Source organism: Spirillospora sp. NPDC047279, from assembly GCF_040643285.1.
GTDB lineage: Bacteria > Actinomycetota > Actinomycetes > Streptosporangiales > Streptosporangiaceae > Spirillospora.
Genome location: NZ_JBEYUA010000006.1, coordinates 215,517 through 231,284 on the forward strand (window position 1 = coordinate 215,517; position 15,768 = coordinate 231,284).

Here is a 15,768-nt window from a genome sequence, read left to right on the forward strand (position 1 = left end):
ATGCGCACCTGAGACGTCAGGTTGTTGGCCATCGAATTCACGTTGTCGGTCAAGTCCTTCCAGACCCCCGACACACCCCGCACCTGCGCCTGACCGCCCAGGCGACCCTCGGTGCCGACCTCCCGCGCCACGCGCGTCACCTCGTCGGCGAAGCCGGAGAGCTGGTCGACCATGGTGTTGAGGGTGTCCTTCAACTCCAGGATCTCGCCCTGCGCGTCCACCGTGATCTTCTTCGACAGGTCGCCCTCCGCGACCGCCTTGGTGATCTGCGCGATATTGCGCACCTGAGACGTCAGGTTGTTGGCCATCGAATTCACGTTGTCGGTCAAGTCCTTCCAGACCCCCGACACACCCCGCACCTGCGCCTGACCGCCGAGACGGCCCTCGGTGCCGACCTCCCGCGCCACGCGCGTCACCTCGGAGGAGAACGCCGAGAGCGTGTCGACCATCGTGTTGATGGTCGACTTCAGCTCCAGGATCTCGCCCTGCGCGTCGACGTCGATCTTCTTGGTCAGGTCGCCGTCGGCGACCGCCTTGGTGATCTGCGCGATGTTGCGCACCTGAGACGTCAGGTTGTTGGCCATCGCGTTGACGTTGTCGGTCAGGTCCTTCCAGACCCCGGAGACGCCGGTGACCTCGGCGCGGCCGCCCAGATTGCCCTCGGACCCGACCTCGCGGGCCACGCGGGTGACCTCGCCCGCGAACGCCGACAGCTGGTCGACCATCGTGTTGAGGGTGTCCTTGAGCTCCAGCATCTCACCCTTGACGTCCACGGTGATCTTCTGGCTCAGGTCGCCCTTGGCCACCGCGGTCGCCACCTGGGCGATGTTGCGCACCTGGTAGGTCAGGTTGGACGCCATGACGTTGACCGACTCGGTGAGGTCCTTCCAGGTGCCGCTGACGCCGCGGACCTGCGCCTGGCCGCCCAGCCGCCCCTCGGTGCCGACCTCGCGGGCGACCCGGGTCACCTCGTCGGCGAACGCCGACAGCTGGTCGACCATCGTGTTGACGGTGAGCTTCAGCTCCAGCATCTCGCCGGTCGCCTCGACCGTCACCTTGCGGGTCAGGTCGCCCTTGGCGACCGCGGTGGTGACCACCGCGATGTCGCGGACCTGGCCGGTGAGGCGGGCGGCCATGTCGTTGACCGCCTCGGTCACCTGCGCCCAGCTGCCGGTGAGGCCGCGCACCTTGGACTGGCCGCCCAGCCGTCCCTCGGTGCCCAGCTCCCGGGCGACCCGGGTCACCTCGGAGGTGAACAGCGTGAGCTGGTCGATCGTGCGGTTGGTGGCCTTGCCCGCCCGCCGCAGGTCGCCGTGCAGCGCGCGGTTGCCGACCTCCAGGTCGGCGCGCTGCGACAGGTCGCCGGCCGCGACCGCCTCCAGCACCCGCGCGGTGTTGGTCAGCGGCCCGGTGATGAGGTCGAGCAGCGTGTTGGCCGTCTCGATGTTGCTCGTCCAGCGGCCGGAGCCGGGACTGGCGGTGAGCCGCTCGTCGAGCCTGCCCTCGCGGGTGACGTGGCGGCAGACGCGGGTCAGCTCGTCGGAGAGGTGCCGGTTGCGGTCCAGAATCTGCTCCAGGACCTCGGCTATCTCGGCGAGCTCGCTGGTCTGCGGTGCGGAGAACCGCGGCCGGAAGTCGCCGTCCCGGATCGCGCGCAGCGCCTCCAGCAGGTAACGCAGCGCGGCGTCACCCTCCCCAGATCGTTGGGCGGACTCGGAATCCTGCGCCGGCGGCTCCGCCGGGTTCGTGCTCGAGGTTGCACTCATTGGACTTACCTTGCCAACTCGGCGTATCTGAGCCCGTTCATTCTGTCACCATGGCCTGGAGTTCACCTCGCGAATCAGCATGTTTCCCGCAGGGGGGTCACAGTGTCGGCTTCGCGGAGGTCCAGCGCCGAGTACACGCCGGAGAGCACCTCCGTGCCCGCCGCCCGCGAGCACGTCCGCCACGTCCTCCGGGGCTGGGACCTGCCGTTCGACCGCGTCGAGGACGCGGTCCTCGCGGCCAGCGAGCTGGTGACCAACGCCGTCGTGCACGCGGGCACCGACATCGCCCTCTCATGCCTGCACGACCCGGTGACGGGAACGATCCGGGTCGAGGTCCGCGACCTGCTGCCGATGCGCCGCGTCGACGGCCCCGGCGAGCCGTCCGGCGTCCGGGAGTCACACCACGGCCTGGTGCTGACCCACGCCCTCGCCGAGGCCTGGGGCGTCACCTATACCCGCACCACCAAGACCGTCTGGTTCGAACTGACCTGCCCAGCGCAACCCCCACAACCCACAGTCCCCCCACCTCCCGCCCCACCCGCAGAGCACCTCACCCCCACACCCCCCACCCATCCCGCCCCACGCCCACACCACACGCCATCCACTCCACCGCAAGCACCACCCGCACCGCACACGCCACCCGCATCGCGCGCACCGTCCGCGCCGCACACGCCGCACACGCCGCACACGCCGCACACGCCGCACGCACCATCTGCGCCCCACACGCCATCCGCACCATCTGCGCCGCACTCACCATCCGGGCCGCCGTCCGCGCCGCACACACCATCCGCACGGACTGCGCCGCACACGCCGTCCGCGGCGCCCGTGCCGTCTCCTCCGCCCGCACCGCACACGCCATCCGCGCCATCCGCGCCATCCGTGGCGGCTGTGCCGGTGGAGGCCGTGGCCGTGGCCGTGCCGGTGGCGGTTCCGGCCTTTGGGGTTTCCACGGCTCCGGCCGCGGACGATGAGGCGGACTCTGCCGAGGTGCCTGCCGAGCGGCTCTTCGACCATGTCGTGCACTGGGCTCGTGCGTCCACCGGTGCCGACGCCGCGTACGTGCTGGTCGGCGACGACGACGAGGCGCTCACGGTGCGGGCCACGGCGGACATCGGGTCGGATCTCGGCTCGGGTGGTGGCTCGGAGGTGGGGGCGGGCGGCGGTGAGACGTCCGAGGTGATGGCGGAGCCGCCGTTGCTGCGGCCCGGTGAGGCGGCGCGGCTCGCCCTCGCCGCGCATGACCACGCCGCGGTGATGACGCCGCCGGAGGGCAGCCGGTTCCGGTCGCTGGCCACCGCGCCGCTGCGCAGCGGCGGCAAGCGGCTGGGCCTGGTCGTGGTGACGGCCGAGGACGAAGGGCGGTTCGGCCCGTCCGACATCGCCCGGCTGGAGTACGCGGCGACGTCGCTGTCGCCGGTGGTGTCGCGTGAACGGCGCACGCCCGCGCGGCACGGGTACCGCGGCTGGCTCGGCTTCCTCGCCGAGGCCAACGACCTGCTCGCGGGCACGCTCGACGAGACGCTGGTGCTCGCGCTCGCCGCGCAGCTGTTCGTGCCGCGGATCGCCGGCTGGTGCGCCGTCTATCTCGACGACCAGGGCGGGAACGGCGTGCTCGCGCACGTGTGGCACGCCGACGAGCAGCGCATCGCGCCGCTGCGCGAGGTGCTGGGGGGCCGCGCGGCGCCCGCGGTCCGCCAGCTGCGCGAGGCCCGCCGGTGGACGGCGCTCGGCACGCTCGGCCCGTCCGACCGCCGGGTCTGCGGGACCGACGCGCTGGAGCTGCCGCTGGCCTGCCGCGACCACCGGTTCGGCAGCATCGTGCTCGGCGGGCCAGGTGACGGGCCGTTCCGTCCCGAGCTGGTCCGGCTCGCCGAGGACCTCGGCCACCGGTTCGCCCTGGCGCTGCTCAACGCGCGCCGCTACGGCGAGCAGGTGGCGGTCAGCCAGACGCTGCAGCGCAGCCTGCTGCCCGCGCACCTGCCGCAGATCCCCGGCGTCGACTACGGCATCGTCTACCTGCCCGCCGGGCAGGACGCCAAGGCGGGCGGCGACTTCTACGACGTGTTCCCGGCGGGGCTCGACCGCTGGCGCTTCATGCTCGGCGACGTGTGCGGCACGGGCGCGGGCGCCGCGGCGGTGACCGGGCTGGTCAGGCACACCCTGCGCGCGCTCAGCCGCGAGGGGCACGGCACCGCCCGCGCGCTCGACAGCCTCAACGAGGCGTTGATGGACGATCAGGCGAGCCGGCTGCTCACCGTCGTGCACGGCGAGCTGGAACGGCTGCCGACCGGCAACGTGCGGGTCTCGATCACCTCGGCGGGGCACCCGCTGCCCCTGCGGCTGCGGCCGGACGGCGAGGTGACGCCGATCGGCACGTCCCAGCTGCTGGTGGGCGCGGTCCCCGATCCGGGTTACGAGGTGGACACCGTCGAGCTGGTCCCCGGCGACCTGATGTTGTGCGTGACCGACGGCGTCACCGAACGGCGGCGCGGCGAGCTCCAGCTCGACGACGATGACGGGCTGGCCCGGATCCTGTCCGACTGCACCGGGCTGACGGCGCGGGCGGTCTCGCTGCGGGTCCAGAACGCGGTGCGCGCCTTCGCCCCCGAGCCGCTCGCCGACGACATCGCGATCTTCGCGCTGCGGCTGGAGTCGCCCGTCCCGTTCAGCTGAGGGGGGCGACGGTCCAGCCGTGCCGGTTGCGGCAGGCCTGCACGACCTCGGGGTCGGTCGCCCCGGACACCAGCAGGCGCAGGCCGGTGCGCGGCGCCGCCACGTGGTCGTAGGTGAGGGCGCGGAGCCCCGCCGGGCTGACCACGACGACCGTGGCCGCCTCCCGTTCGACCGCCGCCAGCAGCGCGGCCGGGCCGGGCTCGGGCACCGCCGCGAACGTGGCGCCGTGCATCAGGCACAGGTCGATCAGGCCGATCCAGGTCGGCATCGGGACGTCCCCGGCCGAGCAGACGAGCACGTCCGCCTCGGACGGCCCGACCGCGGCGGCCAGCCGGTAGAGGTCGGCGAGCCGGTCGGCGTGGGTGAGCTCCTCGAACGGGTCGCCCAGGACCAGCGCGCGGTCGCGCAGCGGGTCGACCATCCCGTCGGTGAGGCCGTACGCCGTGCCGTCCGCGTCCTCCTCGGAGAGCACCAGGCGGCCGAAGGCGGTGGCGCCCGGCACGTCGCCGAACGCGAAGACCTGCCGGACGTACGAACGTTCCGTCGCGGCCAGCGCCGCCGACGCGGGCTCGCCGCCGGTCAGCAGGAAACGTGCGCCGCACTCGGACATGATCGCTGCCAGCTCGCCGACCGAGCCGCCGCGCGGCAGCACCACGGGGACGGCGCCGGCGGCGACGACCGCGTGCAGGGCCAGCGCCAGGTCGCAGGCGTCGGCCAGGTGCACGGCGCCGACGTCGCCGGGCAGGACGCCCTGGCGGCGCAGCCCGGCCGCGGCGGCGGGCACGACGGCCGCGAAGCGGGAGTGGCTCAGCGACTGCTGCGGGTCCTTGAGCGCGGCGCGCTCGCCGGCGCGGACGGCGGTCTCCCTGGCGGCCTCCAGCACGGCGCGAGTGACCGTGGTCTCGGCGACGGCGAGCCGCCCGGCGTCGGCCCCCTGGTGACGGTCTCGGTGCAGCATGCGCCGACCGTACGACGCCCGCAAGCGGTGCCACATCCGCAGAACTGTGTACGTGGATGTGTAGGTCACCTCGCGGATCACGGCGCGAGGCCGGCCCGCTCGAGCAGTGCGCGGCGCAGGACCCGGCCGCTGGGCGAGCGCGGGATCATGTCCACCACGTTGACCACCAGGACGCTGCGGTGCGGGGGGACGTGGGCGTTGACGTAGGCGAGCAGGTCGTCGGCCGAGACGGGTGCCGAAACGGGTGCCGACAGCACGACGAACGCGTGCGGCACCAGGCCGAGCTCGGAGTCGGGCGCGGGCGCGATCACGGCGTCCCGGACCGCCGGGTGCGCCGCCAGCACCGCGTCCGGCTCGGCGGGCGGCTCGGGGCGGCGGTCGCCGAGCCGGCCCAGGATGAAGACCCGGCCGTGCTCGTCGGCGAACGCCGAGTCGCCGCTGGGCAGCCAGCGGCCCGCCGCCCGCACGCACAGCTCGCCCGCCTGGTAGGCGGGCTGGTCGGTGCCGGTCACCGGGTCGGCGACCCGCCACCGCACGCCGGGCAGCGCCCGCCCGACCGAGTCGAGCGTGCCCTCCTCGGCGGCGCGCAGGTTGAGGTGGGTGAGCCCGGCGGCCTCGGACAGCCCGTACGACTGGCGGACCGGGCAGCCGAGGCGGGTCGCGCAGGCCCGCGCGATCTCGGTCTGGAGCGGCCCGCCCACGACGACGATCGCGCGCAGCGAGCGCAGGTGGTAGCGCGGCACGGCGCGGTCGAACGCGAACAGCTCGACGACCTCGGGCGGCACCAGCGCCATCGTCACCCGGTGCTCCTGGAGGGCGCGCAGCAGGTTGTCACGGCCCGCGCCGGACCGGCAGACCACGGTCGCGCCGAGCCGCAGCGCCGGCTGGAGCAGCCCGTTCAGCCCGAGCACGTCGGCGAACGGCAGCGCGGACAGCACCACGTCGGACGCGCCGATCATGCCCGCCTCGGCCACCCGCGTCAGGCCGCCGACCATGCCGGCGTGGGTCAGCGGGACGGCGCGCGCGGGCCCGGTGACGCCGCGGGTGCAGGCGATCAGGGCGAGGTCGGTCGTGGGGTCGAGCGCCACGTCGGGCAGGGTCGCCGCGCCGGTCGCCAGTGCGCTGAACGGCTCGACGTCCGGCTCGGCGCCGAAGCAGAGGACCCGTTCGACGCCGGCCCCCTTGGCGGCCTCCTGCGCGATGTCGAGCAGGACCGGCCAGGTGATGAGCACGCGTGCGCCCGACTCCTCCAGGAGCCGGGTCAGCTCGACGGCGGTCACCGTGGCGCGCACCGGGAACGGCGCGGCGCCCGCGGCGAGCACCGCGTGCAGGGCGACGGCGAACTCCGGGCTGTCCGGCAGATGCAGCGCCACCACCGTGCCGCGTCCCAGGCCGTCGTTGAGGAGGCCGGTCGCGGCGGAGGCGACGGCCGCCGTGAGCTCGTCGTAGGTGAGCGTGCGCCCTGAGGTCGCGGCAACGAGCGCGGGCCTGGCGCCCCGGTCGGTGCCGGGGCGGGCCTCGCCGAAGACCGCCTGAGTCACGGTCACCGGGCGGAAGGCGTCCGCCGGGCCCGGACCAATGGAGATCATGGTGCGACGCTACGGGCGGGGCCGCCCCCGGCACATGCTCCGGACTGTGCATCCGAGGTCGTATTCGCACCGCCCGCACCCCCGCCCGAGATGCGTACACACCCCCCGCGAACGAGAGTCAGCGCGAAGGTCAGCGCAGAGGTCAGCGCAGAGGCAGGGCCGGGGCAGGGCAGTACCGAGCCTGGGGCGGAAGTCAGCGCAGAGGTCAGCGCAGAGGTCAGCGCAGAGGTCAGCGCAGAGACTGCGCGGAAGTCAGCGCGGAGGCAGGACCGAGGCAGGACCGAGGCAGGACCGAGGCAGGACCGAGGCAGGACCGAGGCAGGACCGAGGCAGGACCGAGGCAGGACCGAGGCAGGGCAGTACCAAGCCCGGGGCGGAAGTCGGCGCGGAGGCAGGGCCGGGGCTGTGCCCGGGGTGGCGTTGTCAGGGTGGGGGGTCGTCGTCGGTGATGTGCTCGACGGCCCAGGCGGCGACCTGGGCGCGGGAGGCGAAGCCGAGCTTGGTGAGGATGTTGGTCACGTGGCGGGCGACGGTGGCGGGGCTGATGACCAGCTCGTCGGCGATGCCGCGGTTGCTGAGCCCGCGCGCGACGAGCACCGCGATCTCGCGTTCGCGCGCGGTGAGGGTGCTGGGGGGCGTCACCGGCGCGGCGAGCGGCCGGACCGCCTGAGGCGCGGCCTGCTCGCCGCCCCCGGCCGGCCGGGCGCCGGCGGGCCGGGCGCCGGCGGGCTCGGCCTCTCCGGGCGGGCGCGGCGCCGGGACCGCGCCGTGTTCGGGCGGACGCAGCGCCTGCGCCACCGCGTCGTCGGGCGTCGTCGCGCGTCCCTCGCCCCACAGCTGCGACACCAGGGTCTCGCCCAGCCGCCGGCGGATCGGCTCCAGCGTGCGTTCGAGCCGCGAGCCGCCGCCCGCCGGGCGTCCGGCGGCCTCGCGCAGCGCCGCCGCGGCGCCGCCCAGCCGCACCGCCCCGTGGTCGTCGCCCTCGGCCGCGACCACCTCGGCGAACACCTCCAGCGCCCGGGCGACGTCGAGCCGGATGCCGCTGGACCGGCTGAGCGCGAGGCTGCCGGCCAGCGAGTCGCGCGCGAGCCGCAGGTCGCCCTGCTCCAGGGCGACCCGGCCCACGCCCGCCAGCGCCCGCGCCAGCTCGGGACGCGCCTCGATCTCCTCCAGGACGGGCAGCGCCTCGCCGTAGTGCACCCGCGCCGCCGCCAGGTCGCCGCGGTGCTCGGCCAGGCGGCCGAGACCGATCAGCGCGGCGGACGCCCCCCACAGCTGGCCGATCTCGCGCATGATCTGCACGCCGGACTCCAGCAGCTCGCGGGCCTCGCGCAGCCGGCCCCGGCGGATCTGCAGATGCCCCCGGATGACCAGGGCGTACGCGCGGTTCCACTCCTGCCCGGGGCGGGAGGTGAGCGCGTCCGCCTCGTCCAGCCGCCCGACCGCCTCGGCGAAGCGCCCGGCGCGCGCGTGCGACTCGGCGAGCGCGATCAGCGCGACGGCCGTCATGAAGTCGTCGCCGGCCTTGCGGCACGGCTCGAGGGCCTGGCGGGCGAACTCGCCCCCCTGCACGAAGTCGCGGCCGCCCGAGGCGAGCTGGGAGCGGCCGGCCAGGCCCGGCCCGAGCGCGTACGGCGGCAGGTCGTCGCCGCGCATCAGGAAGCGGTCGGTCCACTCCGCCCACTCGGCCATGCGCCCCCGCACGATCCAGTACGTGCGCAGGGCGGTGCAGATGCGCAGCCCCTCCTCGATCTCGTCGCGGTCGAGCGACCAGCCCAGGGCCGAGCGCACGTTGCCGAGCTCGGCGTCGTAGCGGAAGAACAGCGACACCCGCTCGCGCCACTCGGCGGGCCGTTCGGCCAGCGCGATCTCGCCGTGCCGCTCGGCCGCCTCCAGGAACGCGTCCCGGTGCCGCCGCCGCAGCACCTCCGACTCCCCGGCCGCGGTCAGCCGCTCCGCCGCGTACTGCCGGATGCTGTCCAGCAGCCGGAACCGCACCTCGCCCGCGGTCTCCCCGGCGACCACGACCAGAGACTTGTCCACAAGCGCCGTCAGCAGGTCGAGGATCTCGCCGACGTCCAGGTCGTCGTCGGCGCAGACCAGCTCGGCCTGCTCCAGCGTCCATCCGGAGAAGACCGACAGGCGCCGCAGCAGCACCCGTTCGGGCTCGCTCAGCAGCTCGTGGCTCCAGTCGATCGCCGCGCGCAGCGTGCGCTGCCGCAGCGGCGCGGTCCGGTCGCCGGCGCTCAGCAGCCGGAACCGGTCGGTCAGCCGGCTGGCGATCTGCTCGACCGAGAGCACCCGGATCCGGGCGGCGGCGAGCTCCAGGGCGAGCGGCACCCCGTCCAGCGCCCGGCTGATCTCGGCGACCGCGGTGCTCTCGCCGGGGAAGCCGGGCCGCACCGCGGCGGCCCGCGCCAGGAAGAGTCGTTCGGCGTCGGCCGGCTCCAGCGGCGGCACCCGCCAGACGTTCTCCCCCGCCATGCGCAGCGGCTCCCGGCTGGTCGCCAGGACCCGCAGCCGCGGGCAGCGCGACATCAGCACCCGGGTCAGGTCGGCGCACTCGTCGACCAGGTGCTCGCAGTTGTCGAGCACCAGCAGCGCGTCCAGCGGCCGCAGCGCGTCGGCCAGCGTGCCGGCGACCGCCCTGTTGTCCTCCTCGGCGACGCCGAGCACGGCCGCCACCTTGCGCGGCACCTGGTCGGGCGGCCCGTCCAGGGAGATGTCGGCCAGCTCCACGAACCAGATCCCGTCGGCGTACGCCTCCAGGAGCGTGTGCGACACGTGCACCGCGAGCCGGGTCTTGCCGATGCCGCCGGGCCCGCAGAGGGTCACCGCCCGCATCGACTCCAGCAGGCGGCGCAGGTCGGTCACGTCCCGTTCGCGGCCGACGAAGTCGTTGGGCTCCACGGGCAGGTTCGTCTTGGCAGGTGTGTTGGTCATGCGCCCACAGATCTCGATGGTCAAGCCCGTACGTCCCGTGTGGTCACTGCGAGTTTGACATCCGCTCCCCCGCGTCGTCCCAGCTTTGAAGGTGTTGACTATCTTCCTTCCCTTTACTTGACTATTCCGTCAGGAATGGCCTCCTAACACGCGGGACCCGGGTGCCGATTCCACGTTCATGGGCAGGTGGCCGTACCGTAGTGCGCCGTGTCCTCCTCCCCCGACAACCTGATCAGCGACCCCGCGACGCCCAGCCTGGACGACGCGCTCGTCGGCGAGGCGGTGCTCGGGGTCTACCGCCAGATGTTCGCCGCGCTGGCGCGCGACAGCGGCGCGGTGGTGGACGACCCCGACCTGGTCGACGTCGCCGAGACGTTGCTGGCCGCGTTCGCCGACGCGGGCGAGGACGGGCTGAGCCGCGAGCAGATGCGGTACGTGTGCAGGCGCTATCCGAGCGAGGTCTTCGAAAACCGGCTGCGGGTGCTGAAGGGCCTCGGCGCGATCCGCGAGGTGTTCCCCAAGCCCAACCAGTTGCGCTACCGGGCGTCGTTCACCAGCGTGGTGGGGCTGATGTTCGTCCGGCGCATGATGCTGGACGGCGGGCAGAGCGAGATGCACCGGCTCCTGGCGCTGGAGCAGCTCAACGTGGCCGACCCGCGCATGACGCCCGAGCAGGCCCGCGACGGCGCCGAGGGGCTGGCGCGGGCGTTCCGGCTGTGGAGCGTGGAGCTGCTGACCCTGACCAACGGGACGATCGAGGAGCTCCGCGAGCAGGCGCCCAAGTTGTGGGGCACCGAGGAGATCCTGCTGCGGGCCGAACGCCTGCACGGCGCGATCCTGCGCCGGTGGCCGCAGCTCGACCGGACGTGCACGGAGCTGCGGGCGGCGATCTACGCGTACGGGGACGCCTCGCGGCGGGCGGCGGCGCGGCTGACCGACTCGGCGGGCACGACCCGCAACCTGACGCTGCTGCCCCCCGAGACGTGGCGGACGTTCGCGCGCACCGCGTCGCGGGAGGACCTCGCGGCGGTGCTGGACGGGTTCGTCTTCGACGCGGCGGCGCCCTGGCACGAGCCGTCGGCGGTGGTGACGGCCGTGGAGGACGGCCCCCGCGTCACGCCGCCGCGCCCCGCCCCGCCGCGCCCGTCGGGGCCCGACCCGGGGTTGTCGGACGACACCGGATCCGACGACGCCGCCGCCGAGCGGCTGCGGATCATCGCCGAGGGCGTGCTGAGGGGCGGCGACCGGGTCGCCGTGCACGACGTGCTCGGCGACGACTGGGTGACGGCGCGCCGGATGCTGGCCGACCTCTCGTCGGCCCACCTGCACCCCGAGCTGCCCTACCGGCTGGTGTGGTCGGACGGGATGGCGGTCCGCGAGTCGGGGTCGCCGACCTGGCTGTCCCCCGGGACGTTCGAGAGGACCGCGCCGTGACCGTCGAGCCCGAAGTGCTGGCCCGGGCCCGCGCGCGGGTGGTGGGCACGCCGTCGATCCCGGTCTCCGAGCCGGTGCCGCCCGGCATGACGGCGGCGGCCGACGACGCCCGCGTGTGGTTGTTGCCCGCGTGGCCGGACGGCGCGACTCCGGCCCTGCTGGAGGAGTACCAGACCGCGCTGATGCCGCTCGACCGGCCCGGGCAGGCGCGGCGGGTGCTGGCGGCGGCGCTGCGCTGCTGCTGGACGCGGCTGGACGACGCGCCCTGGCCCGGCGGCCAGGCGATGATCATCGACGTGCTCGAGGTGTACGTGGGCATGTCGCGCGGTGACGTGGAGCTGGCCCGCCGCTGGGCGACCGGCGAGCTGCGGCGGCTGGCCGACACCGGCTGGCTGCTGCTGGACGAGGAGGCCGGGACGGTGCGTCCGGGCCCCCGGGTCGCGATGTGGCCGGAGGACTCCCTGTCGTCGCTGCGCGACCTGCTGCGCCGCCTGCCGCAGCCGCCCCCGCCGGAGGCGCCGGGTGAGTGAGCTGTTCGAGCCGCTGCTGCGGTCCTACGACGAGAAGCGGCGGTCGGAGCTGGTCGCCGCCTACATGGCGGTCGAGCACGCGGCCGAGCCGGTGGCGGAGCCGCGCTTCGCCGCGCTGCGCGAGCCGGCGCTGCGCCGCACGGTCGAGGGCATGCTGGGGCTGAGCGGCCGCACCCTCGTCCGGGCGGGCCAGAAGGAGTGGATCTCTGGTTACCGCGACGACGTCGCCGCCGCGCTGGCCGGCGACCCGGCGTGCGTGCCGCCGGTCGAGGACCGGGCCGTGCTGGTCCTGGTACTGATCCATTCGGTGGCGATCCCGCGGGCGGCCGGGCTGCTCGCCGACGACGCGTGGACCTCGACGTACCCGACGCCGCTGGAGGAGCTTCGCCGCCGCTCGCAGCTGCCGATCGGCGAGCTGGAGAGCGCGCTGCGCCGCCTCCGCACGGCGGGGCTGGTGGCGCAGGTGAAGGCGGGGACGGACGAGGCCGGCGGGTTCGTGCCCGGCCCGCAGTTCCACCGGCTCACCGACGCCGCGCGCCGCCGCCTCCAGGAGGAGCTGATCCTCGCGGCCGGACCGGACTCGCCGCTGGCGGCGGCCATCCGGGCCCGCCGCCGCAACCGCGCCGCCGCAGAAACCGGGGGGAACTCATGACCGCTGTCCTGGAGCCGCTGGTGCCCCGCCCCGGCCCTGCCCGCGGGGGCGCCGGGTCGGAGAACGTCGTGGGCGCGCGCACGCTCATCGCCGTCCAGGCGGTCAACATCTCCCGGCTGTCCACCCATCCGGTGCCGACCGTGCCCGGCACGCTCATCGTCGTCGCCGGCCAGGGTCCCAAGGACTCCAACGGCGCGGGCAAGTCGTCGTTCATCGCCGCGATCACCGCGTTGCTGGGCGACGAGCAGTGGCGGTTCGCGTCCGGCGCCCGCGCGGTCGCCGAGCTGCTGTTCAACGCGGAGCTGGCGGCGCAGGGCGACGCCCAGTGGGCCAGCGCCGACCACGGTTACATCGTGGGGGTGTTCGACTACGACGGCGGCATCCGCAGCGAAGCGGGGAATGCCGGCGGAGCCGACACGGGGGGCACTGGGGGGTCGTCCCCCCTGAAGAGAAGCGCGGGCACCGAACCCGACGAAGGCTCGGAGGAGCCGGGCGGCACCGCGGTGACGGTGTGGCTGCGGGTCAACGCGGACGCGCCGCACCTGGAGATCCGCTGGCGGCAGGGCGTTCATCTGGCGGCGGCGCCGTCGGAGGCCGAGCGGGTGGCGGGCGCCGACCGCATGTGGGCGTCGCTGCCGCGCAGCGCGGGCCGGCGCGACCTGCTCGCCAAGGATCTGGGCCGGACGTTGTACGGCGGCCAGGTGCGGTGCGTGTCGTTCCTGTCGACGTCGGTGCGGTCCAAGGTCGCCACCAACCTGCTGTCGCAGCCGCTCAACGAGATCAGCCCGGAGCGCATCTTCGGCGCGATCGCCGCGCTGACCGGCCTGGACCGCGAGCTGGACGCCGAACGCACCTCGCGCGCCGAGGAGCACCGCGAACGCGCCAAGGCGGCCGAGGCGGTCGAGCGGCTGGCCGAATGGGAGAACGAGGCGGCGTCGCTGCTCAAGACGTTCGACCGCCGCGACGAGGCGCGGGACGAGGTCGCCGCCGCGCAGCGCTACTGGCGGACGCGCCAGGCGCGGCTGCTGGTCGACGCGGCCGGCGCCGACACCGCGCACGCCGCCGAGCAGGACCGGCTGCGCGAGGAGGACGAGGAGATCTCCGCGGCGATCGCCGCCGCGGCCAAGGAGGTCGAGCAGCTCACCGGCGGCGCCCTGGACGCCCGGCTGTCGGAGGCGGGCGCCGCGCTCGCCGACCTCAAGGGCCAGGCCGACAAGATCGGCGCGGACAAGGCGGTGGCGCGCAACCGCATGGAGGAGCTGCGCCGCCAGGTCTCCGCGCTGGAGGAGCGGCGGCGCGAGGCCGACGGCCGCGACGCCGAGACCGCCGCGCGCGAGCTGGCCGAGGCCGAGGCCCGCCGCGACGAGGCGCAGCAGGAGTTCGGCATGGCCAAGGGCGCCGTCTCCCGCGCCGAACGTGAGCTGGCCGAGGCCGAGGCGGGCGAGAGCAGCGCGCCGCGGCAGATCCGCGCGCTGGCCGCCGCCGGGATCGCCGCCGTCGGCCTGCTCGACGCGGTCGAGCTCGCCGCGGACGTCCGCGACCGGTGGGAGGCGGCGTTGTGGCCGTACCGCGAGGCCGTCGTGGTGGGCTCCGCCGAGCTCGACGCCGCGGCCGGGGCGCTGCGCGAGCTGCCCGGCTCGATGATCGTTCCCGCGGACGGCGAGCTCGTCCCGGACGGCGAGCCGCTCGACGGGCACCCCGAGGGCGTCGGCTGCGGCCTGCCGCTGCGCGGGTTCTTCGCCGCGCTCGACGGCGGCGACGAGACCGGCGTCGTCATCGTCGGCGGTTTCCCCGAGGCGGTCACCGGCCGCGTCGCCCGCGTCCAGGCCGCGCGCGCCGGCCTGAAGGCCGCCGGGGACGCCCTCGACCGGGCCCGTCAGCGCACCTCCGACGCCGCGGCCGACGTCGCCCAGGCCGGCCGCCGCCAGACCGGCGCGCGCGCCGCCGCCGAACTGGAGCTGGTGCGCGCGAAGATGACCGGCCTGCGCGAGCAGCTGGAGGAGCTCGCCGGGAGCGAGGCCAGGCTCGGCCCGCGGCTGGGCGCGGCCGAGCAGGCGCTGCGCCGCCTCCAGGCCAAGGCCGACACCCGCGCGCTGGAGGTCGACCGGCTGCGCGGCCGGCGCGAGGCGCACGACCGCGACCGTGACCGGGTCCGCGCCGCGTCCGCCGAGCTGGCCGCCAAGCGGGCGGCGCTCGGCCTCGGCGACCTGGAGAAGGAGTGGGGCGGCTCGCGCGACGGCGCCGCCGAGTGGCTGGACGCGCTCGACGCCGACGAGCGGACCTGGACGCCCGACGAGTGGTGGCACAGCGCGGAGAAGCACCTGTCCGAGGGCATGCGCCGGGTGTTCCCCGACGGCACCTCCGACGAGGACATGCCCGAGGAGATGCGGTTCCTCCTCAACGAGCGCGCCGACGGCGAGGGCCGCCGCACCGAACGCGAGCAGGCGACGTTCCCGCGCCTGGTCAAGACGCTGGAGGCCTACCTGCGCCAGCAGGAGGACTACGAGCGGCACCAGCGCCGCCAGATCGAGGTGCAGCTCACCGCCCGCCGCGCCGACCTCGACAAGGCGCAGCGGGGCGCGGGTGAGGCCGCCGGCGCCGCCGAGGCGCACCGGACCGCGCTGACCGCCGCGATCCGCGCCCGCCTCCAGCGGGTCGCCGAGGAGTTCGAGAAGCTGGACGTGGCGTACGGCGGCTACGGCGCGACGCTGGAGTTCCCGACGCCCGAGCAGCCCGGCGATCCCGAGCAGGAGTGGCGCTGGCGGGTCACCCCCAAGTGGCGCCGCTCGGACGGCCAGCGCTACGTTCCCTACAACCGCCGCGCCAACACCGCCCTCATGGACGAGAAGGCGGTCAAGCTGGTGTGCGCCGCCGCGCTGGCCAGCTCCGGCGGCGGCCGGCTGGTCCTGGTCCTGGACGAGCTGGGCCGCAACCTGGGCAAGGAGCACCGCAAGGAGGCGGTCGCGCTCTTCCGCAAGATCGGCGAGACGCACGGCATCACGGTGATCGGCGCCCTCCAGGACGACATGGAGCCGTACGCGATCGACGCCTGCGGCCAGTACGTCAAGCTGCGCCGCTCGTCGGACACCATGCCCTACAACGAGCCGCCGGTCGTGGTCGGCTACGACGAGCACGAGGCCCGGGTGCGTCTGCTGGCGGCCCAGATCAGCGCCACGCGCCCCGCTCCGGAGACCACGCCCCTGTCATAATCCGTCACAACACC

General features: G+C 74.9%; 9 protein-coding genes and 1 pseudogene. 6 read left to right on the plus strand and 4 right to left on the minus strand.

Annotated features, from left to right (window positions below):
• Nucleotides 1-1,766: HAMP domain-containing protein (locus ABZ810_RS17275; protein ID WP_358403947.1), on the minus strand; the 1,766-nt coding region annotated here is incomplete at its 3' end.
• Nucleotides 1,767-1,868: 102 nt separating this feature from the next.
• On the opposite strand from ABZ810_RS17275, the pseudogene ABZ810_RS17280 reads away from it, so the two are divergent.
• Nucleotides 1,869-2,231: pseudogene (locus tag ABZ810_RS17280) on the plus strand (ATP-binding protein); the annotation flags it as partial.
• 522 nt (nucleotides 2,232-2,753) lie between these two features.
• Nucleotides 2,754-4,439: a GAF domain-containing SpoIIE family protein phosphatase gene (locus ABZ810_RS17285; protein WP_358404397.1), complete on the plus strand. Its 1,686-nt coding sequence runs from the start codon at nucleotides 2,754-2,756 to the stop codon at nucleotides 4,437-4,439.
• Here ABZ810_RS17285 and ABZ810_RS17290 read toward each other — a convergent pair.
• From ABZ810_RS17290 to ABZ810_RS17300, 3 genes are all read right to left on the minus strand, one after another.
• Nucleotides 4,432-5,397, minus strand: coding sequence for an AMP-binding protein (locus tag ABZ810_RS17290; protein WP_358403948.1), 966 nt, complete (start codon nucleotides 5,395-5,397; stop codon nucleotides 4,432-4,434). The genes ABZ810_RS17285 and ABZ810_RS17290 overlap by 8 nt on opposite strands.
• A gap of 77 nt (nucleotides 5,398-5,474) precedes the next feature.
• Nucleotides 5,475-6,986, minus strand: a complete 1,512-nt coding sequence (locus tag ABZ810_RS17295) for an AMP-binding protein (RefSeq protein ID WP_358403949.1) — start codon at nucleotides 6,984-6,986, stop codon at nucleotides 5,475-5,477.
• A 423-nt stretch (nucleotides 6,987-7,409) separates the two neighbouring features.
• Nucleotides 7,410-9,929, minus strand: a complete 2,520-nt coding sequence (locus ABZ810_RS17300; RefSeq protein ID WP_358403951.1) for a LuxR C-terminal-related transcriptional regulator — start codon at nucleotides 9,927-9,929, stop codon at nucleotides 7,410-7,412.
• A 207-nt stretch (nucleotides 9,930-10,136) separates the two neighbouring features.
• Here ABZ810_RS17300 and ABZ810_RS17305 point away from each other — a divergent pair, with 207 nt between their 5' ends.
• Genes ABZ810_RS17305 through ABZ810_RS17320 form a run of 4 tightly spaced genes read left to right on the plus strand, consistent with a single transcriptional unit; the run spans nucleotide 10,137 to nucleotide 15,754 of the window.
• Entirely contained in the window at nucleotides 10,137-11,363 is a 1,227-nt protein-coding gene (locus tag ABZ810_RS17305; RefSeq protein WP_358403952.1) for a hypothetical protein, read from the plus strand.
• The gene (locus ABZ810_RS17310) at nucleotides 11,360-11,893 is read left to right on the plus strand and encodes a hypothetical protein (RefSeq protein WP_358403954.1); all 534 of its coding nucleotides are present in this window, start codon (nucleotides 11,360-11,362) and stop codon (nucleotides 11,891-11,893) included. Before ABZ810_RS17305 ends, ABZ810_RS17310 begins: the two co-directional genes overlap by 4 nt.
• Nucleotides 11,886-12,545, plus strand: coding sequence for a hypothetical protein (locus tag ABZ810_RS17315; protein ID WP_358403955.1), 660 nt, complete (start codon nucleotides 11,886-11,888; stop codon nucleotides 12,543-12,545). The genes ABZ810_RS17310 and ABZ810_RS17315 overlap by 8 nt, the downstream gene beginning before the upstream one ends.
• Nucleotides 12,542-15,754 carry a chromosome partitioning protein ParA gene (locus tag ABZ810_RS17320; RefSeq protein WP_358403956.1) on the plus strand — a complete coding sequence of 1,071 codons (3,213 nt, stop codon included), beginning with the start codon at nucleotides 12,542-12,544 and terminating at the stop codon, nucleotides 15,752-15,754. Before ABZ810_RS17315 ends, ABZ810_RS17320 begins: the two co-directional genes overlap by 4 nt.
• Nucleotides 15,755-15,768 lie beyond the last annotated feature (14 nt).

Coding starts and splice junctions, on each gene's coding strand:
- ABZ810_RS17300 (WP_358403951.1), bottom strand. CDS start 9,929: ATGACCAACACACCTGCCAAGACGAACCTGCCCGTGGAGCCCAACGAC.
- ABZ810_RS17320 (WP_358403956.1), top strand. CDS start 12,542: ATGACCGCTGTCCTGGAGCCGCTGGTGCCCCGCCCCGGCCCTGCCCGC.
- ABZ810_RS17290 (WP_358403948.1), bottom strand. CDS start 5,397: ATGCTGCACCGAGACCGTCACCAGGGGGCCGACGCCGGGCGGCTCGCC.
- ABZ810_RS17295 (WP_358403949.1), bottom strand. CDS start 6,986: ATGATCTCCATTGGTCCGGGCCCGGCGGACGCCTTCCGCCCGGTGACC.